The sequence below is a fragment of the Mycobacterium sp. IS-1742 genome (assembly GCF_001500125.1).
Taxonomy (GTDB): domain Bacteria; phylum Actinomycetota; class Actinomycetes; order Mycobacteriales; family Mycobacteriaceae; genus Mycobacterium.
This window is the reverse complement of sequence record NZ_LQIV01000042.1, coordinates 198,755-224,482: the sequence shown is the minus strand read 5'-3', so window position 1 is coordinate 224,482 and position 25,728 is coordinate 198,755. Positions and strand designations below refer to the sequence as shown.

The window sequence follows — 25,728 nt, the reverse complement described above, 5'->3', positions numbered from 1 at the left end:
TATGGTGGGGTCGGTACGTAAGCGGACCAATGGAGGTTCCATGGGCAGCGTCGACGCTGATCACACCGATGTCCTGATCATCGGTGCCGGTATTTCGGGCATAGGCGCGGCCTACCGCCTGCAGGAGAGGAACCCGCGGCTGACGTACGCGATCCTCGAGCGCCGGGCGCGGATCGGCGGCACGTGGGATCTGTTCCGTTACCCGGGCATCCGCTCCGACAGCGACATCTTCACGCTGAGCTTCCCGTTCGAGCGGTGGACCAGGCCGGAGAACGTCGCCGACGGCGCCGACATCCGCGAATACCTGACCGCGACCGCCCGCAAGCACGGCATCGACTCCCACATCCGGTTCAACACCCACGTGCTGTCGGCGGACTGGGATTCGGCCACCGACACCTGGACCGTGCGCACCGAGCAGGACGGACAGCAGCGGACCTACTGCAGCAGGTTCCTGTTCTTCGGCACCGGTTACTACAACTACGACGAGCCTTACCGCCCCGTGTTCCCGGGGATCGAGAAGTTCGCCGGCGAGGTGGTCCACCCGCAGCACTGGCCGGAGTCCCTCGACTACACCGGCAAGAACATCGTGGTGATCGGCAGCGGTGCCACCGCGATCAGCATGGTCCCCGCGCTGGCCCGCGACGCCGGCCACGTCACCATGTTGCAGCGTTCGCCGACCTATGTGCTGTCCTCGCCGCGGATCAACCCGGTGGTGCAGGCCATCCGCAAGGTGTTCCCGGCGCGGATCGCGTTCCACCTCGTGCGGTTCTACAACCTGGCGTTCATCGTCTCCACCTATGCGCTGTCCCGGAAAGCGCCCCGCCTGGTACGGCGGTTCATCCGCAGTCAGGCCGCCAAGACGCTGCCCGAGGGTTATCCGGTCGACGTGCACTTCAACCCGCGCTACGACCCGTGGGATCAGCGGATGTGCCTGAGCCTGGACGACGACCTCTACTTGGCGATCGCCGAAGGACGGGCCGAGGTGGTGACCGACCACATCGACACGTTCGACGAGCACGGGGTCGTGTTGCGCTCCGGCGAGCGGATCGACGCCGACGTGATCGTCACCGCCACGGGACTGGAACTGCAGGCTCTCGGCGGCATCGCGCTCAGCATCGACGGGGCGGAGATCAAACCGCAGGACCGGTTCGTGTTCAAGGAGCACATGCTCGAGGATGTGCCGAACCTGGCGTGGTGCGTGGGGTACATCAACGCGTCGTGGACGCTGCGCGCGGACCTGACCGCGCGGGCCTTCGCCCGCCTCGTCGACTTCATGGACCAGCACGGCTACACGCATGCCTATCCGCACCTGGGCGACAAGCCGATGGCGGAGAAGCCGGCGTGGAACATCAACGCCGGGTACGTCCAGCGGGCGCCGCACGCCCTGCCGAAGTCGGGCACGCACCGGCCGTGGAACGTGCGGCACAACTATGTGCTCGACGCGATCGACCACCGCTTCGACCGGATCGAGGAGTCGATGGTGTTCGGCCGCGTGCCGGCGCCGGACCGGGTGATCTCGGCGTAGTACGTCGCGTCCGGCGCGACCAAGTACACCGAAATCGCCGGCCGCTACGGGGCCAGCGTGAGCCAGTCGGCGAAACCCGACGGGTCGTGGCGGCCGAGCGCACCGTGCTCGAACAGGCCCCAGCCCTCGACGGTGCGGCCGTCCACCTCACAGGTCGCGCGCCCCACGTGGTCGATGACACCGAACATCGCCCGCCCGGACACCGCGGGATCACTCAGGTCGTAATCCCTTCGCTCGGTGAACTTCTCGCCCTTCCACACCCCGTGCAGCCAATCGGCGTCACCGCCGTAACCGCCACCGATGTGGATGGGGACCGGCAGCTTGGATTCCACCTCGAACACGATCGGGGAACCGTCACCGGTCGTGGCTTCGATGGTGGCGCCGTAGGGGATCCGCGTCCCCGACGTGTAGTGGATGCGTACCCGCGGCCACCCCAACTGCTCGACGCGCCCGTCCCGCCACACCCTCGTGCAGTCGTTCAGGGAGCGGAAACCACTGGGGTCCTCCTGGATGATCAGCACGATGGCGAAGTCGTCGAACGCCATCGGGACGTACAGCCACCACATGCCTTCGAAGGGCGGATCGGCCGGGCGTCCGGCGGGTTCGGCCTCACCGATGGGCCGGATACCCCACGACCTGTCACGGCTGCCGATCCAGGTCTGCGGATCGACGGCGATCTCCTCACCGTCGAGCAGGATCCGTCCGCTCCAGGCGCCCACCTGGGCGAACCGCTGCGCATCCAGCGTGACCCGGTTGCCGGTCCGCATGATGTGCGGCTGCTCCTGCACGACGTCGAACAGCCCCTCCCAGGTGAGATCGACTGCGACACCCTCGGTTTCGTCCATCACGATGCGCAGTTTGCGCAACGGTTCGGTGACCTCCACGCGGTAGGCGCCGACGTGCTGGTTCAACCGGTCCTGGTCGATGCCGTCGGACAGGTGCACCGCGGTGTGCGTATCGCCGAGCAACCCCTTCTCGCCGCCGCCGCGCCGGGACAGCAGCACGAAAGCGTCCTTGACCCCGAGGTTGGGGTAATAGCCGATGCCGGTGATGAGGAAGATGTCGCCGCTTCGGTCATGGGCGTTGAAATAGGAACGGTCGTAGAAGTTCCGGTCCGAGGACCCCGGCCACGCGATCGGCTGCGGGATCTGGTGTACCGGGAATTCGTCCATGGGTCCGAGCATCACGCATCCTCTCCGATGAGGCGGCGCAGCAGCGCGCCGTGGTAGAACAGCGACTCGACGTCGGTGGGCTGTTCGATCTCGCCGAACCGGACACGGCGCGCGCTGGTGCGCATGAACACGCACGCCCAGATCGTCCCGGCGTAGACGAAGAACCAGTGCAGGTCGCCGAGTCGCACGCCGGTCAGGTCGGCGTAGGTGGCCTTGACGTCCTCCTCGCGCATGAAATGGGGCATTCCCTCGAGTCCGGCCAACCCGGTGAGTTCCTGGAACACCATGTGCGAGAACACCATCCAAGCCACGTCCATCTCGCGCGGCCCGAGCGTGGCCATCTCCCAGTCCAACACGGCGACCGGCCGGAAATCTCGGTAGAGGACGTTGCCCACACGGCTGTCGCCCCACTGCAGGACGGGGTCGGTCGCGGCGACCTCGGCCGGCCAGTGCGTCTCCAGCCACTCCAGTGCCCGTTCGACGAGCGCCGCGCGGCCGATGTCGGCGGCGGCGAACTCGTACCAACCCTTGAGCCAGTCGAGGTTTCGGCGCAGCGCGTTGTCCGTCGAGCCGCCGGCGAGGAAGCCGAACGTGGTCAGCGGGTCAGGGATGGAGTGCAATTTCCCGAGCACCTCGACGGTGCTGTCCTGTAGTCGGCGTTGCTCTTCGGGGGTGGCGTCGTAGAGCCAGTTGCCGCCGAAGGTGTAGGGCATGATGTCGGGCGGCACCACGCCCTCGATGTGGTCCATGAGGAAGAACGGCGCACCGAGGACCTCGCCGGTCGGCTCGAGCCACCGCACCGGCGGGACGGGAACGTCGGTCTTCTCGGCGACCAGTCGCAGCAGCTCGAACTGGTGGTCCATCCGGTATTCGGAGAACACCGGTACGTCTTCGGCGGTCGGGGCGACCCGGGCCACGAAGCGTTGCGGTGTGCCGTCCAGGACGACGGTCAGCACGATGGTCTCCGAACTCATCCCGTTGGCGTCGATGCCGCTCTCGACACGCACCTCGGGCGCGGCGCCGCCGGCCAGCTGGGTGGCCAGCCAACGCGACAGGATCTCGGGGAGGGCGGCGACGTCGCGACTGGAGTGCTGCAGGCGGCTGACGTCCGTCTCGACCGTCGGTTCAGATTCCATGCGATGTTCCTCCGGCCTAATTACGATACGATCAGTAGCGTTATGAAATCAGACACACCTGCGGTTGGCAAGGCTCAGACCGCGGGCCGTCCGCGTGACCCGCGTATCGACGCTGCCATACTGCGGGCCACCGCGGATCTTCTTGTGGAAAACGGTTATTCGAATTTGACGATGGCCGCCGTCGCCGAGCGCGCCGGCACCACCAAGACCGCGATCTACCGCCGATGGTCGAGCAAGGCCGAGCTGGTCCACGAGGCGGCGTTCCCCGCCGCGCCGACCGCGCTCGTCACTCCCGCCGGTGACATCGCCGCGGACGTACGCGCGATGATCGGTGCGGCGCGCGACGTCTACGTCAGGCCGGTGGTCCAGGCGGCGTTACCCGGGTTGATCGCCGACATGGCCGCTGACCCGGACCTCAACGCGCGGGTGCGGGCGCGTTTCACCGACACGTTCGCGGCTGTGCGCACCCGGCTCGCCGATGCGGTCGAGCGCGGTGAGGTGCACGACGGCGTCGATCCCGACCGCCTGATCGAGGTGATCGGCGGCGCGACCATGCTGGGACTCCTGCTGCATCCCGACGGAGGCCTCGACGACGAGTGGGTGGAGCAGACGAGCGCGATCGTCACCCGCGGTGTGGTGGCCTAATCGGTCGCGATCTGTGCGCGGTTGCGGGCGGTCACGTTGTCGAACCGGGCGCCGAGCCCGGTGAAGTCGCGGTCCTGCGACCCCGCGATGTCCTGTTCGGCGGCCAGGGCGGGGGCGATGACCGGGTCGGTGCCGCGGGTGTAGATCTCCTTCAGCCCGGCCATGGTCGGCGCGGGCACCTCGGCGACCTGGGCGGCCAGTTCGATGGCCCGGTCGAGGAGCCTCTCGTGGGGCACCACCTCGGTCACCAGGCCGATCCGCTCCGCCCGCTCGGCGCCGACCACCTCACCGGTCATCGACAGCCGACGCGCCATCGCGGCGCCGACCACCTGCGGCAGCCGCGCGGTCATCCCGCCGCCGGGCAGGATGCCGACGCGGGCGTGCGTATCGGCGAACACCGCGCGTTCCGAGGCGACGAGGAAGTCACACCCCAGCGCCATCTCCAGCCCACCGGTGAACACCGCGCCGTTGACCGCCCCGATGATCGGGGTGCGCATCTGCGCGACCCGGGCGATGCAGCTCTGCTGCTGGAACTCGGCGAAGTACTCCGTGCCGTCGCGGGCGGCCTCTTTGAGGTCGACGCCGGCGCAGAAGGCGGGATCCGCCCCGGTGAGCACCACGGCGTGCACCGACTCGGCGTCGTCGGCCTCGGACAGCGCCGCGTGGAGCCCGCGAATGAGGTCGCGGCTGAGCGCATTGCGTGCCTCCGGGCGGTTCATGGTCAGCAGCCGGACGTGGTCGATGTCGGCGACCTGGACGAGCGTCATGTACGCAAGCTAACGCAGGAACTGGTCGGCGTTGTTCGCCAGGTCGAGCAGCGGCTGCGGCAGCGCGCCGAGAGCCAACGTCACCGCGGCGGTCACCGTGACGGCGGCGGTGGTCAGCCCGCTGGGTACGACGATCTGCGGTGCGTCGGCCGGCGGATCGGTGAAGAACATCAACACGATCACCCGCACGTAGAAGTACGCGGCGACCGCGCTGGCGACGACGCCCACCACGACCAGCGGTATCGCGCCGCCCTCGCCCGCTGCCTTGAACACCGCGAACTTGCTGACGAACCCGCTGGTCAGCGGGATCCCCGCGAACGCCAGCAGGAACAGCGAGAACACCGCGCCGACAAGGGGATTGCGCCTGCCGAGCCCCGCCCAGCGGGCCATCGCCGTCTCCTCCTGCCCTTCGGCGTCGCGCACCAGGCCCACGACCGCGAACGCGCCCACCGTGGAGAACCCGTACGCGAACAGATAGAACAGCACCGACGACAGGCCCGGCCGGTTCTCGGCGATCACGCCGGTGAGGATGAACCCGGAGTGGGCGATCGCCGAATAGGCGAGCATCCGTTTGACGTCGGTCTGGGTCACCGCCGTGACCGTGCCGACGACCATCGTCAGGATCGCGACCGCCCACAGCACCGGGCGCCAGTCGTCGCGCAGGGCGGGCAGGGCCACGTAGAAGATCCGCAGCAGGGCGCCGAACGCCGCGATCTTGGTGGCGGCCGCCATGAACGCGGTCACCGGCGTCGGCGCGCCCTGGTAGACGTCGGGGATCCACGAGTGGAACGGTGCGGCGCCCACCTTGAACAACACCCCGACCAGGATCAGGCCGGTACCGGTCAGCGCCAGCGACGTCGTGCCGGTGTCCTTGGCGACCACGGCGGCGATCCCGCGCAGGTCGAGCGTTCCCGCGTAGCCGTACAGCATCGCGACGCCGTAGAGGAAGAACGCCGAGGAGAACGCGCCGAGCAGGAAGTACTTGAGTGCGGCCTCCTGGGACAGCAGGCGACGGCGGCGCGCCAGCCCGCACAGCAGGTACAGCGGCAGCGAGAGCACCTCGAGCGCGATGAACATCGTGAGCAGGTCGTCGGCGGCGGGGAACAGCAGCATGCCCGCCACGGCGAACATGGTCAGCGGGAAGACCTCGGTCTGTGCCACCCCGGCGCGGGCCGCCACCCGCTCGGCGACGCTGCCGGGCACCGCGGAGGCCTGTGGGGTGAACGCATCGAGTCCGCCTGCGGCGCCGTCGTTGTCGGTGTCGGCCCGGCGTTCCGCGATCAGCAGGATGCCGAGGACGGCGACGAGCAGGATGGTGCCCTGCAGGAACAGCGCCGGCCGGTCGATCACCACCGACCCCATCACGGCGGGCCTGCCGATCTCTCCGGACATCTGCCGGACCACCACGACGACGGCCGCAAGCGCGGCGACCGTGGCGGCCAGGGCGAGCGTCAGCTGTGCCGCGTAGCGGCGGCGCCTGGGCAGGAACGCCTCGATGAGCACCCCGGCGATCGCCGCGCCCACCACGATGAGCATGGGGGAGATCAGCCCGTATTCGACGGTCGGGGTGGGGATCACGGCGCGCCCCTCTCTGCCAGAGTCGGCGCCGGGTCCGGTTGGTCGATGGTCGTCAGCGTGTGCCCCACGGCCGGATCGATCACATCGAGCGCCGGTTTCGGATACACGCCCAGCACCAGCAGGAGCGCGATCAACGGTGCGACGACGGCGAGTTCACGCGGCACCAGGTCGCGCAACCGCTCGTTGCCCTCGGTCACCGGGCCGGTCATCATCCGCTGATACATCCACAGCACGTAGATCGCGGAGAGCACCAGCGCGGTGGCCGCCAGCACCGCCAGGACCGGATAGCGGGTGAACGTGCCGATGAGCACCAGGAATTCACTGATGAACGGCGCCAGCCCGGGCAGCGACAACGTCGCCAGACCCGCGACGAGGAACGTGCCGGCCAGCACGGGTGCGACCTTCTGCACGCCGCCGTAGGCGGTGATGAGACGTGAACCGCGCCGCGAGACGAGGAAGCCCGCGATGAGGAACAGCGCCGCGGTGGAGATGCCATGGTTGACCATGTAGAGCGCCGAACCGGACTGCCCCTGGCTCGTCATGACGAAGATGCCGAGGATGATGAACCCGAAGTGCGAGATCGACGTGTAGGCGATCAGGCGCATCACATCGGTCTGACCGATCGCGACCACCGCGCCGTAGACGATGCCGACGACGGCCAGCGTGATGATCACCGGGCGGAACAGCGTTGCGGCGTCGGGGAACAACTGCAGGCAGTACCGGAGCATGCCGAACGTGCCGACCTTGTCCATCACCGCCATCATCAGCACGGCGCTGGCGGGGGTGGCCTCGACCGCGGCGTCCGGCAACCAGCGGTGCAGCGGCCACAGCGGCGCCTTCACCGCGAACGCGAACATGAACCCGAGGAACATCAGGTTGAGCAGCGCGGGGTCGACCACGAAATCCCCGGCGGCCACCGCGCCGACGATCGCCCGGAAGTCGAAGGTGCCGGCCTCGAAGGCGTCGCTGCCCGCCGTCGTGACGTACAGCCCGATCACCGCGGCCAGCATGATGAGGCCGCCGAACAGGTTGTACAGCAGGAACTTCACGGCCGCCTTCGAGGCGGCCGCCCGGTCGGATCCGAACCCGCCGATGAGGAAGTACATCGGGATGAGCATGGCCTCGAAGAACACGTAGAACAGCAGCACGTCGAGGGCCACCAGCGACATGAACACCATGCCCTCGACGGCCAGGGTGAGGGCGAGGTAGGTGTGCACCGACCTCGCCTGCGGTGCGCTGTCGGCGTCGTGCCACCCGGCGATCACGAGCAACGGCACCAGCACCGCGGTCAACACAATCAACGCCAGCGCGATCCCGTCGACACCGAGGATGTAGCCCGTGCCGAACGACGGTATCCAGCGCCGGGATTCGACGAACTGGTACTGCTCGCCGCCGGGTTCGAACCCGACGGCGATGACGGCGGTGACCGCGAGCGCCACCAGCGACACCGCCAGCGCCACCCACTTCGCCAGCGCCCGTCGGGGCATCAGCATCACCAGTCCGGCGCCGACGATCGGCGCCGCCCACAGCACGCTCAACCAGGGAATCACCACAGGTTCACCACCAGGATCGCCGCCACCACCAGCGCCGCGCCTCCGAGCATGCCCAGCGCGTAGGACCTCGCGAATCCGGTTTGCAGACGGCGCAATCCGTCCGACGCGCGGGCCACCAGTGCGGCGAGGCCGGTCGCGGCACCGTCGACCGCCCGGTCGTCGACGCCGACCAGGCCCGCCGTCACCGCCTGACCGGGTCGCATGAAGACGGCTTCGTTGAGCGCATCGCCGTAGAGATCCCGGCGCGCGGCGACGGTCAGCGCCGAACCCGCCGGGACGTCGGCGGGCACCGCGCGGGTGGCGTACATGCGGTAGGCGATCGCGATGCCGACCGCGACGACAGACAGGATGATGATCGTGGCCACGACCACGGGGATCGCGTGCGCCTCCTCGTGGGTGCCGACGACCGGTTCGAGCCAGTGCGACAGCGTGCCGCCGACCGCCAGCAGCCCGCCTGAGGCCACCGAACCGACGGCGAGCAGGATCATCGGCGCGGTCATGACGGCAGGCGCCTCATGGGGGTGAACGCCGTCGGCCCAACGCTTCTCACCGAAGAAGGTCATCAGCATCACGCGGGTCATGTAGAACGCGGTGATGCCCGCGCCGAGGATCGCGGCGCCGCCGAGGACCCAGCCCTTCACGCCGCCGGCGCCCAGTGCGGCTTCGATGATGCCGTCCTTGGAGAAGAACCCGGCCAGCGGCGGCACCCCGATGATCGCCAGATAACCGAGCCCGAACGTGGCGAAGGTGATCGGCAGGGCCTTGCGCAGACCGCCGTAGCGGCGCATGTTCACCTCGTCGTCCATGGCGTGCATGACCGACCCGGCGCCGAGGAACAGTCCGGCCTTGAAGAAGCCGTGGGTCAGCAGGTGCATGATCGCGAACGCGTAGCCGGCGGGCCCGAGCCCCGCGGCGAGCACCATGTAGCCGATCTGGCTCATGGTGGACGCGGCCAGCGCCTTCTTGATGTCGTCCTTGGCGCAGCCGATGATCGCGCCGAACAACAGGGTCACGGTGCCGACGATGACGACGCCGAGTTGCGCGGTCGGCGCCAGGTCGAAGACCGGACCGGAGCGCACGATCAGATAGACCCCGGCGGTCACCATGGTCGCGGCGTGGATGAGCGCCGACACCGGTGTCGGGCCCTCCATCGCATCGCCCAGCCAGGACTGCAGCGGCACCTGGGCGGACTTGCCGCAGGCGCCGAGCAGCAGCAGCAGGCCGATCACGGTGAGTGTGCCCTCGCCGAGTTGCGGTGCGGCGCCGAACACTCCGGCGAACGACACCGACCCGACGGTGGCGAACATGACCATCAACGCGATGGCCAACCCCATGTCGCCGACGCGGTTGACGATGAACGCCTTCTTCGCCGCCGTGGCCGCGGACGGTTTGTGCGACCAGAACCCGATCAGCAGGTACGACGCCAGGCCGACACCCTCCCAGCCGACGTAGAGCCCGAGGTAGTTGTCGGCGAGGACCAGCAGCAGCATCGCGGCGAGGAACAGGTTGAGGTAGGCGAAGAACCGTCTGCGGCCGGGGTCGTGGGCCATGTACCCGATCGAGTACACGTGGATCAGCGAGCCCACTCCGGTGATCAGCAGCACGAAGCACATCGACAACTGGTCGAGTTGCAGGCCGAAGTCGACCTGCAGCCCGCCGACCGGCACCCACGAGAACAGCGCCTCGTGCACGGCGCGGTCCTCGGCGGGGCGGCCGAGCATGCCGGTGAACAGCACGGCGCCCACGACGAACGACGCGACCGCCGCTGCGGTGCCCAGCAGATGACCCCACCGGTCCGACCGGCGCCCGGACAGCAGCAGCACGACGGCACCGGCCAGCGGCAGCGCGATCAGCAGCCACACCCCAGCGCTCATCAGTGCTCTCTCTTCTTCGCGCGAGCGCTCATCAGTGCCTTTCCTTCTTCGCGCGAGCGCTCATCAGTGCCTCAGCAGGTTGGCGTCGTCGACCGACGCCGACCGGCGAGCCCGGTAGATGGTCATGATGATGGCCAGCCCGATGACCACCTCGCACGCCGCGACCACCATCGTGAAGAACGCCACCACCTGACCGTCGAGGTGGCCGTGCATGCGCGAGAACGCCACGAACGCGAGGTTCGCCGCGTTGAGCATCAGCTCCACGCACATGAACACCACGATGACGTTGCGCCGCAGCAACACCCCGGCCGCTCCGACGGTGAACAGCAACGCGGAGAGGTACAGGTAGTTGTCGGGGTTCACCGGCGGCCGTTCCTCTCGTTGTCCGACGGTGGCACCTGACGTGGCTGCAGGATCGTGCTGACCGACGACTTCGCACCGCTGCCGTCCGGCAACCGGCCGGGCATGTCGACGGCATTGTGGCGGGCGTACACACCGGGATTGGGCATCGGGGTGGCGTGACCGCCTTCCTGGAAGCGTTCGATGGACAGTTCCCGCTGCGTCTTGCGGTGTTCGAAGCGTTCCCGGTGCGCGAGCACCATCGCGCCGAGCGCCGCGGTGATGAGCAGCGCGCCGGTCAGTTCGAACGCCCACAGGTAGCGGGTGAAGATCAACGCCGCCAGCCCCTCGACGTTGCCGCCGGTGTTGGCGTCGGGCAGGCCGGTGAAGCCGGCCACCGAGACGGTGCCGATGCCCGCGATCAGCAGGACGCCGAACCCGACGCCGACCACGATGGCCGCGACCCGTTGTCCGCGAATGGTTTCCACCAGCGACTCCGACGAGTCCACGCCGACGAGCATCAGCACGAACAGGAACAGCATCATCACCGCGCCGGTGTAGACCACGACCTGCACGACCCCGAGGAACAACGCCTCCTGGGCGATGTAGAGCACGGCCAACGCGATCATCGTGGTCGCGAGGAAGATCGCCGAGTACACCGCCTTGGGCGCCCACACCACACCCAGCGCCCCGATCAGGGCGATCCCGCCGAGGACCCAGAACACGACGGCCTCGCCGGTGGAGGTGCGTGACGCGCCGTCGGCGGCGAGCACCAAGACCTCCGGGCTCACCGGATGTCCTCGGTGACAGGCCCGATGCGACCCAGGTAGTAGTCGTCGTCGGTGGCGCCGGGCGCCATCGGATGCGGCGGCGCCAGCATGCCGTCGCGCAGCGGCGCGAGCAGCTTGTCCTTACCCCAGATCAGGTCCGCCCGGTTGTCGTCGGCCATCTCGTAGTCGTTGGTCATCGTCAGGGCGCGGGTCGGGCACGCCTCGATGCACAGACCGCAACCGATGCAGCGCAGGTAGTTGATCTGGTAGACGCGGCCGTAACGCTCACCGGGGGAGAATCGTTCGTCGGCGGTGTTGTCGTCACCCTCGACGTAGATCGCGTCGGCCGGGCAGGCCCACGCGCACAGTTCGCAGCCGATGCACTTCTCGAGACCGTCGGGATACCGGTTCAGTTGGTGGCGGCCGTGATAGCGCGGGGCGACCGGACCGGGTTTCTCCGGATACTCCTCGGTGATCGGTTTCTTGAACAGCGTGCCGAACGTGACGGCGAAGCCTGCGACGGCGTCCCACAGCTTAGGCATCTGTCGTCTCCCTGCTGGCGGCCGCGCGCGTGGTGGGCGCGCCGCCGGGTATCGGCGGAATCGGGAACACGTCCGCGGCGGTGCGCTCGGGCACCGTCCGGTCGGCGCGGAATCGCATGGTGCGCCACAGGATCGCGGCGAGCACGAAGGTGACCACCGTGCCCACGATCATCAGGCCGCTCGCCCAGCCGCCGTGGCCGGTGCTCCGCAGGCTGTGGGCCGTCGCGACGATCATGATCCAGGCCAGCGACACCGGGATCAGCAGCTTCCACCCGATCGCCATGAACTGGTCGTAACGCAGCCGTGGCAGCGTGCCCCGCAACCAGATGTAGACGAACAGGAACGCCCACACCTTGGCGGTGAACCACAGCAGGGGCCACCATCCGCTGTTGGCGCCGTCCCACAGGCTGATCGGCCACGGAGCATGCCAGCCACCCAGGAACATGGTGGTGGCCAGCGCCGAGACCGTCGTCATGTTGACGTATTCGGCGAGCATGAACATCGCGAACTTCAGCGACGAGTACTCGGTGTGGAAACCGCCCACAAGTTCGCCCTCGGCCTCGGGCAGATCGAACGGCGCCCGGTTGGTCTCGCCGACCATCGACGTCACGTACACCAGGAACGACGGCAACAGCAGGAAGACGTACCAGGTGGAACTCTGGGCGACGACGATGCCCGACGTGGACATCGTGCCGGCGTAGAGGAAGACCGTCGCGAACGACAGCGCCATCGCGATCTCGTACGACACCACCTGGGCGCTCGACCGCAGGCCGCCGAGAAGCGGATACGTCGACCCCGACGCCCACCCGGCGAGCACGATGCCGTACACCCCGACCGAGGTGACGGCGAGGATGTAGAGCACCGCCACCGCGAGATCGGTCAGCTGCAGCGCCGTGCGGTGCCCGAACACCGACACCTCACCGCCCAGCGGGATCACCGCGAACGCGAGGAACGCAGGAATGACCGAGATCACCGGAGCCAGAAGGTAGATCGGCTTGTCGACGCCCGCGGGGGTGATGCCCTCCTTGAGGGCCAGCTTGATGCCGTCGGCCAGGGACTGCAACAAACCCTTGGGACCGACCCGGTTCGGGCCGAACCGCATCTGCATGCGGCCCAGCACCTTCCGCTCGATCAGGATCGCGGCCAGCACCGTGAGCACCAGGAACGCGAAGACGCCGACGGCCTTGGCGAGGATCAGCCACAACGGGTCGTGGCCGAAGAGCGTGGGATCGGGGTGGGTCACGGGGCGGCCCGCCCGATCGAGACGACGGCGCCGGTGCTCACCCCGAGTTGGCGGTGCACCTGCGAGCCGGGGGAGTTCAGCGGCAGCCAGACGACGCCGTCGGGCATGTCGGTGACGGTGAGCGGAAGCGTGATCCGTCCGCGGTCGGTGCCGACGGTCACCGGCTCTCCTGGCGCCGCGCCGAGGGCCCGCGCGGTGGGTGCGGACAGCCGGACGACAGCGGGCGGCGCGGTGCCCGCCAGATACGGTTCCCCGTCCTGCATCCGCCCGAGGTCGAGCAGCAGCCGCCATCCCGCCAGCACCGCCTGCCCGGGCCCGATCTGCGGGGGCACCGCCGCCTCGTGTTCGCACGGGGGCCGCGGACCGTCCCACCAGCCCAGCCGGGCGAGTTCTTCTCCGGCGGTCTGCGCATCCGGCAGGCCGAGGTGCACGCCCATCTCGTCGGCCAGGAAGTTGAGCACCCGCAGGTCGGGAATGGCGTTGCTGCGCAACGCCGGACCGAACGGGCGCAGGCGGCCCTCCCAGTCGAGGAACGCCCCGGCCTTCTCGGCCACCGGCGCCACCGGGAAGACCACGTCGGCGACCCGTGTGACATCGCTGTCGCGCAGTTCGAGGCTCACCACGAACGGTACGGCCGCCAGCGCGGCAAGGGCGGCGTCCGGATCCGGCAGATCGGTCACGTCGACGGCGCCGCAGACCAGCGCGCCCAGCGCGCCGGAGCGTGCGGCCTCGAGCATCGCGCCGGTGTCACGGCCCGGGGTGCCCGGCAGGTCATCGACATGCCAGGCGGCCGCCAGTCCGGCGCGGGCGGCGCCGTCGGTGACCGGACGGCCGCCGGGCAGCAGGGTCGGCAGCGCGCCGGCCTCGACGGCGCCGCGCTCACCGGCGCGCCGCGGGATCCACGCCAGGCGGGCGCCGGTCGCGGCGGCCCGCCGCGCGGCCGCCGTCAACGCACCGGGTGCGGTGGCCAGGCGTTCACCGACGAGGATGACCGCGCCCGGCAGTCGCAGCAGCGGCTCGTCGGTCAGCCCGTCGAGCGCGGCGGGTTCGCTGCCGGGAACGGCGGCGACGAGTCGGCCGGACAGTTTGGTCAGTCCGCGGCCCGCGAACGGCGCGACCGAGAGCACCTGCAGTCCGTGTTTGCGGACGGCCTTGCGCAGCCGCAGGAACACGATCGGGGACTCGTCCTCGGGTTCGAACCCGGCCAGCAGGACCGCGGGAGCGTTCTCCAGGTCCGCGTAGGTGACCTGCATCGGCCGGGCCGCCACGTGCGCGGTGAGGAAATCGGCCTCCTCGGCGCTGTGCGGCCGCACACGGAAGTCGACGTCGTTGGTGCCGAGCACCATTCGCGCGAATTTCGCATAGGCGTAGGCATCTTCGACCGTGGCCCGGCCGCCCACCACCACGCCTGCCCGGCCGCCGGCGGCGGCCAGTCCGGTGGCCGCGACCGCGAGCGCCTCCGACCACGACGCCGGCCGCAGGGCGCCGTCCTCGCCACGGACCAGCGGCGTGGTGATGCGGTCGCCGACTCCTGCGTAGGTGAACGCCCAGCGTCCCTTGTCGCAGTTCCACTCCTCGTTGACCTGGGGGTCGTCACCGGCCAAGCGGCGCAACACCTTTCCGCGGCGGTGATCAGTGCGCTGCGCGCAGCCCGAGGCGCAGTGCTCACACACGCTGGGGGTCGAGACCAGGTCGAACGGCCGCGCGCGGAACCGGTACGCGGTCCCGGTCAACGCGCCCACCGGGCAGATCTGGACGGTGTTGCCGGAGAAGTACGACTGGAACGGTTCGCCGGGGGCGATACCGACCTGTTGCAGCGCACCGCGTTCCAGCAGTTCGATGAAAGGGTCACCGGCGATCTGCTGGGAGAACCGGGTACACCGTGCGCACAGCACGCAGCGTTCCCGGTCCAGCAGCACCTGGGAGCTGATGTTGATCGGTTTCGGGAACGTGCGTTTGACGTCGGTGAACCTCGTCTCGGCGCGGCCGTTGGACATCGCCTGGTTCTGCAGCGGGCATTCGCCGCCCTTGTCGCACACCGGGCAGTCGAGCGGATGGTTGATCAGCAGCAGTTCCATCACACCGCGCTGGGCCTTGTCGGCCGCCTCGGAGGTGAACTGCGTGCGCACCACCATGTCCTGGCTCACCGTGGTGGTGCACGACGCCATCGGCTTGCGCTGGCCCTCGACCTCGACGAGGCACTGCCTGCACGCGCCGACAGGGTCGAGCAGCGGGTGGTCGCAGAACCGGGGGATCTGGATGCCGATCAGCTCGGCGGCCCGGATCACCAGCGTTCCCTTCGGCACACTGACCGTGACCCCGTCGACGGTGAGCTCGACCATCTCGACCGGCGGCGCGCTCGGCGTTCCGGTGTCGGCGGTCTGCGTCATCGGCGGCACCTCCTACCCGCGAGTGTGCGATGTCGTACGCCTTGCGCGGCGCGTCGCGGACGACACCGCACACTCGGCGGTGGGGTGGCGCGCGGAGAAGTCACACCCCCACCTCCTGTCCGGCCATCAGCGTCGAGGCGTGGGGATCAAACGGGCAGCCGTCCCCGAGGTGCGCGAGGTACTCGTCGCGGAAATACTTGATCGACGAGATGATCGGGCTGGCCGCCCCGTCGCCCAACGCGCAGAACGATTTTCCGAGGATGGTGTCGGAGATGTCGAGCAGCTTGTCCACGTCGGCCTCGGTGGCGTCGCCGCTCTCCAGGCGCGCGTAGATCTGGGCGAGCCAGTAGGTGCCCTCGCGGCACGGTGTGCACTTGCCGCAGGATTCGTGGGCGTAGAACTGCGTCCAGCGGCGCACGGCGCGCACCACGCAGGTGGTCTCGTCGAAGATCTGCAGCGCCTTGGTGCCGAGCATCGACCCGGCCGAGGCCATCCCCTCGTAATCCAGTGGCACGTCCAGGTGCTCGCCGGTGAGCAGGGGTGTCGAGGATCCCCCGGGCGTCCAGAATTTCAGTTCGTGGCCGGCGCGGACGCCGCCGGCGTAGTCGAGCAGCTCGCGCAACGTGATCCCCAACGGCGCCTCGTACTGACCCGGCCGGGTGACGTGGCCGGACAGCGAATACAGCGTGAAGCCGGGCGATTTCTCCGACCCCATCGAGCGGAACCAGTCGATGCCGCCCAGCAGGATGGGCGGCACGCTCGCGATCGACTCGACGTTGTTGACCACCGTCGGAGAGGCGTACAGGCCGGCGACGGCCGGGAACGGCGGGCGTAACCGGGGCTGACCGCGGCGGCCTTCCAGCGAGTCCAGCAGTGCCGTCTCCTCACCGCAGATGTAGGCGCCCGCCCCGGCGTGCACGACGAGCTCGAGGTCGAATCCGGAGCCGCGGATATCAGTGCCCAGGTATCCGGCTTCGTAGGCTTCGGCGACGGCGGCCTGCAGCCGGCGCAGCACCGGCACCACCTCACCGCGTACGTAGATGAACGCATGGTGGGCGCGAATCGCGTACGAGGCGATGATCGCGCCTTCCACCAAGAAGTGTGGCGTCGTCAACAGCAGCGGGATGTCCTTGCACGTCCCGGGTTCCGACTCGTCGGCGTTGACCACGAGGTAGTGGGGTTTGGCGGCCGCTCCGTCCTCACCCTGGGGGATGAAGGACCACTTGGTGCCGGTGGGGAAACCGGCGCCACCGCGGCCGCGAAGCCCGGAGTTCTTCACGGTGGCGATGACGTCGTCGGGCGCCATGCCGAGCGCCTGTTCCAGCGCCCGGTACCCACCGTGGCGCCGGTAGGTCTCCAGCGTCCAGGGTTCGGGTTCGTCCCAGAACCGGCTCAGCACCGGGGTGAGCGCCGTCATGAGCGCGGTTCTGTTCCGTGGGCGGGCCGGGGCACGGCGGCGTCCGGCGCGGGTGCGGGTTCGTCCCTGGTGGAGTCAGCCGCCTCGGTGATCTCCGGATCAGGCTGTGTGCCCGCGCCTTCGGCGTCGGAAGGATCCGGCGCCGACATTCCGTTCGCACGTGCCACCCGCAGACCGGCCAGCGTCGCATCGCCCGTCCCACCGGGATTGGTGACCGCCCGCGGGTCGCCGAGTCCGGCGAGGGTGCGCGCGGTCTCCCGGAACGTGCACAAGGGCGCGCCCCGCGTCGGGGTGACCGGTGTGCCCGCACGCAGGGAATCGACGAGATCGCGGGCCGACGCGGGCGTCTGGTTGTCGAAGAACTCCCAGTTCACCATCACCACCGGGGCGTAGTCGCATGCCGCGTTGCATTCGATGTGTTCGAGGGTGACCCGCCCGTCGGCAGTCGTCTGCCCGGCGGATACGCCGAGATGCCCCTCCAACTCGTCGAGGATCTCGTCGCCGCCCATGATCGCGCACAGGGTGTTCGTGCAGACCCCGACCAGGTAGTCGCCGGTCGGCGTGCGACGGTACATCGAGTAGAACGTGGCCACCGCCGTCACCTCGGCGGCGGTCAACCCGAGTACGTTGGCGCAGAACGCGATTCCCGCCGAGGTGAGGCAGCCGTCCTCGCCCTGCACCAGGTGCAGCAGCGGCAGCAACGCCGAACGGGCCTGTGGATACCGCGAGACGATGCGCGCGGCGTCGTCGGTCAGGCGGGCCGCGACGTCGTCCGGATAGGCGGTGGGGCCGCCGACCGGCGGGCCGGGCTCCTCCGGACGTTGCCCGAGTTCGAGGAAGACGCTCATGATCGTCTCTTCTTCGCGCAAGCGCTCATCAGCGGTCCACCCCGCCCATGACCGGATCGATCGACGCGACCGCGGAGATCGCGTCGGCGACCATGCCCCCCTCGCACATCGCGGCCACCGCTTGCAGATTCGTGAACGACGGGTCGCGGTAGTGCACGCGGTAGGGTCGCGTGCCACCGTCAGAGACCATGTGCACGCCGAGTTCACCGCGCGGCGATTCCACCGCCGTGTACACCTGCCCGGCGGGCACCCGGATGCCTTCGGTCACCAGCTTGAAGTGATGGATCAGCCCTTCCATCGACTGGCCCATGATGCGGGCGATGTGGGCGGGCGAGTTCCCGAGACCGTCGGGCCCCAGCTCGAGGTCGGCCGGCCAGGCCAGCTTCTTGTCCTCGATCATCACCGGTCCGGGCTCGAGGCGGTCCACACACTGTTCGACGATCTTGAGCGACTCCCGCATCTCCTTCACCCGGATCAGATAGCGACCGTAGGCGTCGCACCCGTCGTCGGTGATCACGTCGAATTCGTAGTTCTCGTAACCGCAGTACGGCTGGGCCCGGCGCAGATCGTGCGGCAGCCCGGTCGAGCGCAGCACCGGCCCGGTGATGCCCAGCGCCATGCACCCGGCCAGGTCGAGGTAGCCGATGCCCTGCGTGCGGGCCTTCCAGATGTAGTTCTCGTTGAGCAGGTTCTCCAGGTCCCGCAGCCGGCCCGGCAACAGCGCGAGCAGGTCGCGGATGCGCGCGACGGCGCCGTCGGGCAGGTCGGCGGCCAGCCCGCCGGGCCGGATGTAGGCGTGGTTCATCCGCAGGCCGGTGATCATCTCGAACACCGACAGGATCTCCTCGCGCTCCCGGAAGCCGTAGAACATCGCGCTCATCGCCCCGAGTTCCATACCGCCGGTCGCCAACGCGACCAGATGCGAGGAGATGCGGTTGAGCTCCATCAACATCACCCGGATCACGTTGCAGCGTTCCGGGATCGCGTCGGTGACCCCGAGCAGCTTCTCGACACCGAGGCAGTACGCGGTCTCGTTGAAGAACGGCGACAGGTAGTCCATCCGGGTGACGAAGGTGACGCCCTGGGTCCAGTTCCGGTACTCCAGGTTCTTCTCGATGCCCGTGTGCAGATAGCCGATGCCGCAACGGGCCTCGGTGATCGTCTCGCCCTCGATCTCGAGGATCAGCCGGAGCACCCCGTGCGTCGAGGGGTGCTGCGGCCCCATGTTCACGACGATGCGTTCGCCGGCCTGCGCCTGTTCGGCGGCGGCCACCACCTGTTCCCAGTCCTCACCGCCGACGACCACCACGGTGTCGGTGCCCGAGCGCGCGTCACCGCCCGCGGCGGGCGGGTCAGGGGGAGTGTTCATCAGTTGTAGGCCCTCCGCTCGTCGGGCGGTGGTATCCGGGCGCCGTGGTACTCGACGGGGATGCCGCCCAGCGGGTAGTCCTTGCGCTGCGGGTGCCCGACCCAGTCGTCGGGCATCTCGATCCGGGTCAGCGACGGGTGGCCGTCGAAGATGATGCCGAAGAAGTCGTAGGTCTCCCGCTCGTGCCAGTCGGTGGTGGGATACACGGCGAACAGCGACGGGATGTGCGGATCTTCGTCGGGGGCGGCCACTTCCAATCGGATCCGGCGATTGTGGGTGATCGACATCAGCGGGTAGACGGCGTGCAGTTCGCGCCCGGCGTCCCCGGGGTAGTGGACGCCGCTGACGCCGAGGCACAGTTCGAACCGCAGGGCCGCGTCGTCGCGCAGCGCCTTGGCGACGACGGGAAGCCCGGACCGGGTGATGTCCAGCGTCAATTCGTCGCGGTACACGACGACGCGTTCGACCGATGCGTCGTAGTCGTCCTGGCCCAGTGCCGCGATCAGCGCATCGACGACGTCGTCGAAGTAGCCGCCGTACGGCCGAGGTGAACCGCCGGGCAGCCGGACCGGCCGGACCAGCCGGCCATAACCCGACGTGTCACCAGAATCCCTGGCGCCGAACATCCCTCGACGCACGCCGATGATCTCGGTGTCGCCCGTACCGTTCGGGGTGGTGTGGTCGGCCTCCGTCACCGCAGCAGACCCTTCAACTCGATCGTGGACGGCACCGCCAGCGCCGCCTGTTCGGCTTCCCGGATGGCCTCGTCGCGATTGACGCCCAGCGGCATCTGCTGAATCTTCTCGTGCAGCTTGATGATTGCGTGCAGGAGCATCTCCGGCCGCGGCGGGCAGCCGGGCAGATAGATGTCCACCGGGACGACGTGGTCGACGCCCTGGACGATGGCGTAGTTGTTGAACATGCCGCCCGAGGATGCGCACACCCCCATCGCGAGCACCCATTTGGGTTCGGCCATCTGGTCGTAGATCTGCCGCAGCACCGGTGCCATCTTCTGGCTGACCCGGCCGGCGACGATCATCAGATCCGCCTGCCGCGGGGTCGCCGAGAAGCGCTCCATGCCGAACCGGGAGATGTCGAATCGAGGCCCGGCGGTGGCCATCATCTCGATCGCGCAGCAGGCAAGTCCAAAGGTCGCGGGCCACAGCGAACCGCTGCGGACATACCCCGCGACCTTCTCGACCGTCGACAGCAGGATGCCGCCCGGCAGGCGTTCCTCTAGTCCCAATTGAGCCCTCCCCGACGCCACACATAGGCGTACGCGACGAACACGGTGAGCATGAACAGCAGCATCTCCACCAGGGCGAACAGACCGAGGCTGTCGAACGCGACCGCCCACGGGTAGAGAAAGACGATCTCGATGTCGAAGACGATGAACAGCATCGCGGTCAGGTAGTACTTGATCGGGAACCGCTGGACGTTGACCGCGGTGCGCTCGGCCCCCGGCAGGGGTTCGATCCCGCATTCGTAGGCCTGCAGCTTCGCCCGGTTGTACCGGGTCGGCCCGACGACTCCGGCGATCACCACCGACACCACCGCGAACACCGCCGCGATGGCGCCGAGCACCAGGATCGGCGTGTACAGGTCCATACCGGCCAAACGCTCCCTCGGGGCTGTCGATGTGAGCTAACCCACAGCCTAGCCGTGTTTGGGATCTGCGCCACACCTTTTGGTTAGTACCGTTCACCAGTGCGGCGCGCGCCGTCGGCCTGCCCGGGCATGCGTGAACGCCCCAGGGCGACAGTGGGTTTGGGGATCGGCTACTGCGCGGAGAGCCGCAGCAGCGACACGACCGCCTCACCGAGGCGGATGGGGTCGATCGGATGCGGTACGGCGGCTTCGGCACGCGACCAGGTGGCCAGCCAGGCGTCGTCCGGTCGGCCGGTCAGCACCAGGATCGGCGGGGCGTCGGTGATCTCGTCCTTGATCTGCTTCGCCAGGCCCATACCGCCCGTGGGGGTGGCTTCGCCGTCGAGGATGGCCAGGTCGAAACCGCCCGCATCGAGCTGTTTGATCACCATCGGGGCGGTTGCCACGTCGAGGTAGTCCAGCTCCGGCAGCTCAGGGTGGACCCGCCTACCGAGCGCCAGCCGCACCGCCTCCCGCGTCTGCGGATTGTCGCTGTAGACCAGGATCCGCAGCGTACGGGGGGCGTCAGCCATGGCGCCGATGCTAGCGGCTGCGTACGCCGCGCCGATCGACTCCGGAGGTTTGTCCTTGAGGCCGTCTACTCGGGCGTGTCGCCGAGCAGCGGCGCCATGTCGGCCGGGTCGAAGTACTCGTCGATACGGGTGATCAGGCCGTCGTCGCGCACCAGGATCACGATGCAGACCCGCAGCGCGATGGATGAGCCGTTGGTGCCGGTGGCGTGCAGGACGTGCTGCTGGACGAAACCGCCGGCGAACAGGCGCCGGTCGAGTATCTCGTACCGACGCTGCGTGGTGTGGTCGATGAACCAGAAGATCACCCGCAGCGCCCGGGCACGGTCGTTGTCCCGCCGGTCGCCGGAATGCCACACCAGCACGTCGTCGGCCCACATCGCCTCCACGGCGGCGGTGTCGCTGCGTTCGATGGCGTCGAAGAGGCGATCAGCCACCCCGACCACGGTGTCGATCGGTACGTCAGCCATGTCGCACCCTTCCGCTTGACCTGAAGTTCCGTTGAGGTACGACACTGCGGGCATGCCTGAGACGACACCCCCGAAGTCCCTGTTCGATGAGGTCTACGCCGGCGGCGTCGCGCCCTGGGTCATCGGCGCACCGCAACCCGCGATCGTCGACCTCGAACGGCGCGGCGCCATCCACGGCGCCGTCCTCGACGCCGGCTGCGGGGCCGGCGAACACACCATCCTGCTGACCGGCCTCGGCTACGACGTGCTCGGTGTCGACTTCTCCGCCCGCGCGGTCGCGCTGGCCCGGCGCAACGCGGCCGAGCGCGGCGTGGCGGCCCGCTTCGAGGTGGCCGACGCGTTGCACCTCGACGGCGGCCCACGGTTCGACACCGTCGTCGACAGCGCGCTGTTCCACGTCTTCGACGCCACCGATAGGCGGCGCTACGTGCAGAGCCTGGGCTCGGTGTGCCGTCCCGGCGCCGTCGTCCACATCCTGGCGCTCTCCGATGCCGGCCGGGGTTTCGGACCGCAGGTCAGCGAGGCCGACATCCGGACCGCGTTCACCGACGGCTGGCGGGTCGAAGCGCTCGAGACGGCCACCTACCGAGGTGTGGTCGGCCCTGCGCACGCCGAGGCGCTCGGGCTGCCGGTGGGCGCACGCGTCGACGAACCGGCGTGGCTGGCCCGCGTGCGGTTCGGCTGACCGCATCGCGCGCTCAGCCCTCCTCGTCATAGCCCGGGTGCGCTACGCGGAGCCGGTGCCGCACGACCGTGCGCAGCGCCGGGAGCAGTTCCGGGGCCCGGCCGTCGAACTCACCGGCGCGGATCGCGGCCGCCAACTGGGCCTCGTCGTCGAACCCCAGGGCGGCCAGCGCGCCGACGGCCTCCCCGCAGGACGCGTCGGCGAGTTCGCGTTCGACGGTGCGCAGCACGTTGGTCGCGACCCGGAGGTGGAACCCGACGTGACCGGTGTCGGCGGTGGCCGGTCGGACCTCCTTGTCGAGGAAGTCGGCCACCGCCGCGACGAGTTCGGCCGCGGTCGGTCTGCCGTACAGCCACTGCGGCCCCGTCATCGCGGCCCCCCGCCGTCGAGGAGGTCGAGCAGATCCCATTCGGTCTCGCAGACGCGGCGCCCGATGGCCGCCAGTTCGACCGAGGGGGTCTGCCCGCTGAGGTGCCGTTCGGCCTGGAAGCGGCAGATGACGCCCCACCGCAGCGTCGCGACCGTCAGCCACCAGCGGAACGCCGACCGGTCCAGGGTCTGGCCGCTGGCCGCCTCGTACGCGCCGAGGAACTCCTCGACGCTGCCCAGACCGCCTGCGCCGAGCCGCTCGGGGGCGCCGAAGCGCCACGCCCGGATGCAGAACCAGGCGAGGTCCTCGTAGACCTCCCCGACGTGCACGAGTTCCCAGTCGAGGACCGCCGCGAGGCCGGTGTCGTCGACGATCAGGTTGCCCATCCGGAAATCACCGTGCACCAGCCGGTGCGGGGTGGGCGGCGGCCGGTGGGCCGCCAGCCAGCGAAACGCCCACTCGAAAGTGGCTGTGGTGTCGCCCATCTCGTCGAGGCGTTCCCGCCATTCGGTGATCTCGTCCGTCTCGGACAGCCCGATGTCGCACGGATCGGCGCGGTGGATGGCCGCCAGTGCCTGCGCGCATTGGGTGAGCAACCGGCTGCGCCCGGTGTCGTCGAGCGACCGGTAGATGCGGCGGACGATCGTCTCACCGCCGATCGCCTCACAGATGAGGTACGGATTGCCCAGTGCCGCAGTGTTGTTGTCGGCGGTCAGGATGTGGGGGACCGGTGCGCCGACGGCAGCGGCGCGTTGTTGGGCTCGGGCCTCGAGTTCCATCCCGGCGTGCACCTCGTCGGGCGGGCCGGTGCGCAGGATGAGCGCGCTCCTGGAGTCCGCGGCCACCGCGTCGAAGGCCCACGTGGTCCGGCTCGCGCCACCGGTCAGCGTGGTCAAATTCTCGACCGTCACCTCACCCAGGATCGGGTGCAGCACCGCCTCGAGTTCGGACTTCACTTGCGTCCGAAACCGAACAGCCGCTGGGCGACCCGCCGGATCTGGATCTCCTCGGCGCCTTCGGTGATCCGGTAGCGACGGTGATGGCGGTAGATGTGTTCGAACGGTTCGTGCCGGCTGTAGCCGACACCGCCGTGCACCTGCATCGCCCGGTCGGCGGCCTCGCACACCAGCCGGTTGGCGCGGTAGTTCGCCATCGACACCTTGTCGGAGACCTCCATGTGATGGCTGCGGTCGAGTTCGGTGGCGGCGTAGTACACCAGCAACCGCACCATCTGGGCCTCGGTCTGCAGTTCCACCAACGGCCACTGCACCGCCTGGTTCACCGCGAGCGGCTTGCCGAACACCATGCGCTGTCCGGCGTAGCCGACCGCACGGTCGATGCAGTACTGGGCGGCGCCGAGACTGCTCGCCGCCTGGCGGATCCGGTTCTCGTGCAGGAAGGTCTGGCCCACCTCGAGTCCGCGGTCCACCTCGCCGAGGACCGCGTCGTCGGGTACCCGCACGTCGGTGAGCACCACCTCGCCGTGGTCGGTGGGCATGTTGAACGTCCACCAGTAATACGGCACCTCGAAACCGGGCGTATCGGTCGGCACGAGGAAGGCGGTGATGCCGCGGGCCTGACCGGGTTCGCCGGAGGTGCGGGCGAAGATCAGGTCGTGGGTCGCGCGGTGCACACCGGTGTTCCACCGCTTGGTGCCGTTGATGATCCAGCCGTCGCCGTCGCGCTCGGCGCGGGTCTCCAGCCACGTCGCGTCGGATCCGTGGTCCGGTTCGGTCAGACCGAAGGCCATCGACCGCTTCCCGGTCAGCATGGCCTCGATCCACTCGGCCTTCTGCGCCTCGGTGCCGAAGCGGTCCATCATGATGACCTGCGGGAAGTTGCCGACGATCGACGACTCGTCCTGCAGGTCGTTGTGCAGGCCGAGGCCCTTGTGCGCCAGGTGTTCCCGGATGACGGCCATGTCGATGTTGGACCCGCCGCGGCCGCCGAACTGCTCGGGCAGTCCGTACCGCAGCCATCCTGCCGCGTCCGCGCGTCGGCGCATCTCGTCGAGCAGATCCTCCCACGCGCGCTGCGGGATGCCGCCGTTCTCCCAGTCGGTGCGGGCGTATTCGCGGTGGCGGTCGAAATACTGAATGTGTTCGCGTTCGAGCGGTTTGATCTCGGCTTCGATGAACGCGTCCATCTCCTCGAGCAAGCCGGGTAGGTGGTCCGGAAGGGTGAAGTCCATGTCTCTCCTTGCGTCGAGTGCGCGGTTGTTGGCGGGGTTACTCATCGGATCAGAAGCCATACAGCGTCTTCTTCCAGATGGTCGACAGCGTGGAGATGGCGTCGGCGTCGCTCATCTGCAATCCGAGCCCCGAGGTGCCGACCATCACGACCGTGAAGTTCTCGAACAGCAGCGCGATCGCCGCCGCGGTGTACTCCGCGTTGAGTTCGGCGCCGTACCCCTGGTCCTGGGCGTGCCGCACCGACGCGGCGACGACGTCCATCCCGACGCGGCGGAACTCGTGCTGCAGGTCGGCGAAGCGCCGTTGACCGGTCGCCAGTTGCGCGACGGCGATCATGATGCCGATGTTCTGTTTGAAGGTGTTCCAGTAGCCGGTGACCACCGTGGTGAAGAAGGCGCCGTCGTCGGGGGAGGAGGGCAGCGGCACACTGGAACCCGACGGGGCGACGACATCGTCGAGGAAGGACTGCGCCAGCGCGGCGAGCAGATCCTCCTTGTCGTCGAAGTAGCGGTAGAACACCGCGGGCGACTTACCGGCGGCCGAGGTGATGTCGGCCAGGGTTGTACCGTGAAAACCCCGCTCGGCGAACAACTTCCGGGCCGCCAACTCGATGGCGTGCCGGGTCTGGCGGCCCTTGCTGCTCAGCGTCGACGACTCCGGGGCCAT

At 68.9% G+C, this 25,728-nt stretch carries 26 protein-coding genes; 3 read left to right on the top strand and 23 right to left on the bottom strand.

Translation table 11 applies throughout. The features are described 5' to 3' along the window. The first annotated feature begins 40 nt into the window (after positions 1-40). The gene (locus tag AU196_RS21660; RefSeq protein WP_059097122.1) at positions 41-1,525 is read left to right on the top strand and encodes a flavin-containing monooxygenase; all 1,485 of its coding nucleotides are present in this window, start codon (positions 41-43) and stop codon (positions 1,523-1,525) included. A gap of 44 nt (positions 1,526-1,569) precedes the next feature. Here AU196_RS21660 and AU196_RS21655 read toward each other — a convergent pair whose 3' ends face one another. Together AU196_RS21655 and AU196_RS21650 are read right to left on the bottom strand one after the other, a co-directional pair. Beyond that, on the bottom strand, positions 1,570-2,709 hold the full coding sequence (locus AU196_RS21655) for an Rv3169 family protein (protein WP_059097121.1): 1,140 nt from the start codon (positions 2,707-2,709) through the stop codon (positions 1,570-1,572). Further along, complete coding sequence (locus AU196_RS21650) at positions 2,709-3,833, bottom strand: phosphotransferase family protein (protein WP_059097120.1); 1,125 nt, start codon at positions 3,831-3,833, stop codon at positions 2,709-2,711. Before AU196_RS21650 ends, AU196_RS21655 begins: the two co-directional genes overlap by 1 nt. Before the next feature lie 42 nt (positions 3,834-3,875). Between AU196_RS21650 and AU196_RS21645 the strand changes: the two genes are divergently transcribed. Next, entirely contained in the window at positions 3,876-4,478 is a 603-nt protein-coding gene (locus tag AU196_RS21645) for a TetR/AcrR family transcriptional regulator (RefSeq protein ID WP_059097119.1), read from the top strand. Here AU196_RS21645 and AU196_RS21640 read toward each other — a convergent pair. From AU196_RS21640 to AU196_RS21560, 17 genes are all read right to left on the bottom strand, one after another. Then, complete coding sequence (locus AU196_RS21640; protein WP_059097118.1) at positions 4,475-5,245, bottom strand: enoyl-CoA hydratase; 771 nt, start codon at positions 5,243-5,245, stop codon at positions 4,475-4,477. The genes AU196_RS21645 and AU196_RS21640 overlap by 4 nt on opposite strands. 9 nt (positions 5,246-5,254) lie before the next feature. Next, the gene (nuoN, locus tag AU196_RS21635; RefSeq protein ID WP_059097172.1) at positions 5,255-6,781 is read right to left on the bottom strand and encodes an NADH-quinone oxidoreductase subunit NuoN; all 1,527 of its coding nucleotides are present in this window, start codon (positions 6,779-6,781) and stop codon (positions 5,255-5,257) included. A gap of 38 nt (positions 6,782-6,819) precedes the next feature. Continuing rightward, the gene (locus AU196_RS21630; RefSeq protein ID WP_059097117.1) at positions 6,820-8,376 is read right to left on the bottom strand and encodes an NADH-quinone oxidoreductase subunit M; all 1,557 of its coding nucleotides are present in this window, start codon (positions 8,374-8,376) and stop codon (positions 6,820-6,822) included. Further along, positions 8,370-10,250 (bottom strand): NADH-quinone oxidoreductase subunit L, encoded by a 1,881-nt coding sequence (nuoL, locus tag AU196_RS21625; RefSeq protein WP_059097116.1) that lies wholly within the window; start codon positions 10,248-10,250, stop codon positions 8,370-8,372. Before nuoL ends, AU196_RS21630 begins: the two co-directional genes overlap by 7 nt. A 63-nt stretch (positions 10,251-10,313) precedes the next feature. Continuing rightward, positions 10,314-10,613: an NADH-quinone oxidoreductase subunit NuoK gene (nuoK, locus tag AU196_RS21620; protein WP_059097115.1), complete on the bottom strand. Its 300-nt coding sequence runs from the start codon at positions 10,611-10,613 to the stop codon at positions 10,314-10,316. Further along, on the bottom strand, positions 10,610-11,365 hold the full coding sequence (locus tag AU196_RS21615; protein WP_082695833.1) for an NADH-quinone oxidoreductase subunit J: 756 nt from the start codon (positions 11,363-11,365) through the stop codon (positions 10,610-10,612). The genes nuoK and AU196_RS21615 overlap by 4 nt, the downstream gene beginning before the upstream one ends. Positions 11,366-11,376: 11 nt before the next feature. After that, entirely contained in the window at positions 11,377-11,901 is a 525-nt protein-coding gene (gene nuoI, locus AU196_RS21610; protein ID WP_059097113.1) for an NADH-quinone oxidoreductase subunit NuoI, read from the bottom strand. Next, positions 11,894-13,144, bottom strand: coding sequence for an NADH-quinone oxidoreductase subunit NuoH (gene nuoH / locus AU196_RS21605; protein WP_059097112.1), 1,251 nt, complete (start codon positions 13,142-13,144; stop codon positions 11,894-11,896). The genes nuoI and nuoH overlap by 8 nt, the downstream gene beginning before the upstream one ends. Next, on the bottom strand, positions 13,141-15,534 hold the full coding sequence (locus AU196_RS21600; RefSeq protein ID WP_059097111.1) for an NADH-quinone oxidoreductase subunit G: 2,394 nt from the start codon (positions 15,532-15,534) through the stop codon (positions 13,141-13,143). The genes nuoH and AU196_RS21600 overlap by 4 nt, the downstream gene beginning before the upstream one ends. A 100-nt stretch (positions 15,535-15,634) precedes the next feature. Continuing rightward, the gene (gene nuoF / locus AU196_RS21595; protein WP_059097110.1) at positions 15,635-16,951 is read right to left on the bottom strand and encodes an NADH-quinone oxidoreductase subunit NuoF; all 1,317 of its coding nucleotides are present in this window, start codon (positions 16,949-16,951) and stop codon (positions 15,635-15,637) included. Further along, positions 16,948-17,799: an NADH-quinone oxidoreductase subunit NuoE gene (nuoE, locus tag AU196_RS21590; RefSeq protein WP_059097171.1), complete on the bottom strand. Its 852-nt coding sequence runs from the start codon at positions 17,797-17,799 to the stop codon at positions 16,948-16,950. The genes nuoF and nuoE overlap by 4 nt, the downstream gene beginning before the upstream one ends. A 28-nt stretch (positions 17,800-17,827) precedes the next feature. Next, on the bottom strand, positions 17,828-19,168 hold the full coding sequence (nuoD, locus tag AU196_RS21585; RefSeq protein ID WP_059097109.1) for an NADH dehydrogenase (quinone) subunit D: 1,341 nt from the start codon (positions 19,166-19,168) through the stop codon (positions 17,828-17,830). Further along, a complete protein-coding gene (locus tag AU196_RS21580; RefSeq protein ID WP_059097108.1) occupies positions 19,168-19,863 on the bottom strand; it encodes an NADH-quinone oxidoreductase subunit C in 696 nt (231 codons plus the stop codon). The genes nuoD and AU196_RS21580 overlap by 1 nt, the downstream gene beginning before the upstream one ends. Next, a complete protein-coding gene (locus AU196_RS21575; protein ID WP_059097107.1) occupies positions 19,860-20,414 on the bottom strand; it encodes a NuoB/complex I 20 kDa subunit family protein in 555 nt (184 codons plus the stop codon). The genes AU196_RS21580 and AU196_RS21575 overlap by 4 nt, the downstream gene beginning before the upstream one ends. Next, positions 20,405-20,776, bottom strand: coding sequence for an NADH-quinone oxidoreductase subunit A (locus AU196_RS21570; protein WP_059097106.1), 372 nt, complete (start codon positions 20,774-20,776; stop codon positions 20,405-20,407). Before AU196_RS21570 ends, AU196_RS21575 begins: the two co-directional genes overlap by 10 nt. A 170-nt stretch (positions 20,777-20,946) precedes the next feature. Beyond that, on the bottom strand, positions 20,947-21,348 hold the full coding sequence (locus AU196_RS21565) for an Rv3143 family two-component system response regulator (RefSeq protein ID WP_059097105.1): 402 nt from the start codon (positions 21,346-21,348) through the stop codon (positions 20,947-20,949). A 65-nt stretch (positions 21,349-21,413) separates the two neighbouring features. After that, positions 21,414-21,815, bottom strand: coding sequence for a nuclear transport factor 2 family protein (locus tag AU196_RS21560; RefSeq protein WP_059097104.1), 402 nt, complete (start codon positions 21,813-21,815; stop codon positions 21,414-21,416). 52 nt (positions 21,816-21,867) lie between these two features. On the opposite strand from AU196_RS21560, the gene AU196_RS21555 reads away from it, so the two are divergent. Then, positions 21,868-22,500: a class I SAM-dependent methyltransferase gene (locus AU196_RS21555; RefSeq protein WP_059097103.1), complete on the top strand. Its 633-nt coding sequence runs from the start codon at positions 21,868-21,870 to the stop codon at positions 22,498-22,500. A 13-nt stretch (positions 22,501-22,513) separates the two neighbouring features. Here the strand turns inward: AU196_RS21555 and AU196_RS26185 are convergent, their stop codons facing one another. From AU196_RS26185 to AU196_RS21535, 4 genes are read right to left on the bottom strand one after another with little or no spacing between them, the layout of a single operon-like run. Continuing rightward, positions 22,514-22,870: a DUF6285 domain-containing protein gene (locus AU196_RS26185; RefSeq protein WP_059097102.1), complete on the bottom strand. Its 357-nt coding sequence runs from the start codon at positions 22,868-22,870 to the stop codon at positions 22,514-22,516. Continuing rightward, a complete protein-coding gene (locus AU196_RS21545; protein WP_059097101.1) occupies positions 22,867-23,826 on the bottom strand; it encodes a phosphotransferase family protein in 960 nt (319 codons plus the stop codon). The genes AU196_RS26185 and AU196_RS21545 overlap by 4 nt, the downstream gene beginning before the upstream one ends. Continuing rightward, complete coding sequence (locus tag AU196_RS21540; RefSeq protein ID WP_059097100.1) at positions 23,823-25,061, bottom strand: acyl-CoA dehydrogenase family protein; 1,239 nt, start codon at positions 25,059-25,061, stop codon at positions 23,823-23,825. The genes AU196_RS21545 and AU196_RS21540 overlap by 4 nt, the downstream gene beginning before the upstream one ends. A 49-nt stretch (positions 25,062-25,110) precedes the next feature. Then, positions 25,111-25,728 carry a TetR/AcrR family transcriptional regulator gene (locus AU196_RS21535; protein ID WP_059097099.1) on the bottom strand — a complete coding sequence of 206 codons (618 nt, stop codon included), beginning with the start codon at positions 25,726-25,728 and terminating at the stop codon, positions 25,111-25,113.

Coding starts and splice junctions, on each gene's coding strand:
- AU196_RS21660 (WP_059097122.1), top strand. CDS start 41: ATGGGCAGCGTCGACGCTGATCACACCGATGTCCTGATCATCGGTGCC.
- AU196_RS21655 (WP_059097121.1), bottom strand. CDS start 2,709: ATGCTCGGACCCATGGACGAATTCCCGGTACACCAGATCCCGCAGCCG.
- AU196_RS21650 (WP_059097120.1), bottom strand. CDS start 3,833: ATGGAATCTGAACCGACGGTCGAGACGGACGTCAGCCGCCTGCAGCAC.
- AU196_RS21645 (WP_059097119.1), top strand. CDS start 3,876: ATGAAATCAGACACACCTGCGGTTGGCAAGGCTCAGACCGCGGGCCGT.
- AU196_RS21640 (WP_059097118.1), bottom strand. CDS start 5,245: ATGACGCTCGTCCAGGTCGCCGACATCGACCACGTCCGGCTGCTGACC.
- nuoN (WP_059097172.1), bottom strand. CDS start 6,781: ATGCTCATCGTGGTGGGCGCGGCGATCGCCGGGGTGCTCATCGAGGCG.
- nuoL (WP_059097116.1), bottom strand. CDS start 10,250: ATGAGCGCTGGGGTGTGGCTGCTGATCGCGCTGCCGCTGGCCGGTGCC.
- nuoI (WP_059097113.1), bottom strand. CDS start 11,901: ATGCCTAAGCTGTGGGACGCCGTCGCAGGCTTCGCCGTCACGTTCGGC.
- AU196_RS21600 (WP_059097111.1), bottom strand. CDS start 15,534: ATGACGCAGACCGCCGACACCGGAACGCCGAGCGCGCCGCCGGTCGAG.
- nuoF (WP_059097110.1), bottom strand. CDS start 16,951: ATGACGGCGCTCACCCCGGTGCTGAGCCGGTTCTGGGACGAACCCGAA.
- nuoE (WP_059097171.1), bottom strand. CDS start 17,799: ATGAGCGTCTTCCTCGAACTCGGGCAACGTCCGGAGGAGCCCGGCCCG.
- nuoD (WP_059097109.1), bottom strand. CDS start 19,168: ATGAACACTCCCCCTGACCCGCCCGCCGCGGGCGGTGACGCGCGCTCG.
- AU196_RS21570 (WP_059097106.1), bottom strand. CDS start 20,776: ATGGACCTGTACACGCCGATCCTGGTGCTCGGCGCCATCGCGGCGGTG.
- AU196_RS21565 (WP_059097105.1), bottom strand. CDS start 21,348: ATGGCTGACGCCCCCCGTACGCTGCGGATCCTGGTCTACAGCGACAAT.
- AU196_RS21560 (WP_059097104.1), bottom strand. CDS start 21,815: ATGGCTGACGTACCGATCGACACCGTGGTCGGGGTGGCTGATCGCCTC.
- AU196_RS21555 (WP_059097103.1), top strand. CDS start 21,868: ATGCCTGAGACGACACCCCCGAAGTCCCTGTTCGATGAGGTCTACGCC.
- AU196_RS26185 (WP_059097102.1), bottom strand. CDS start 22,870: ATGACGGGGCCGCAGTGGCTGTACGGCAGACCGACCGCGGCCGAACTC.
- AU196_RS21540 (WP_059097100.1), bottom strand. CDS start 25,061: ATGGACTTCACCCTTCCGGACCACCTACCCGGCTTGCTCGAGGAGATG.
- AU196_RS21535 (WP_059097099.1), bottom strand. CDS start 25,728: ATGGCCCCGGAGTCGTCGACGCTGAGCAGCAAGGGCCGCCAGACCCGG.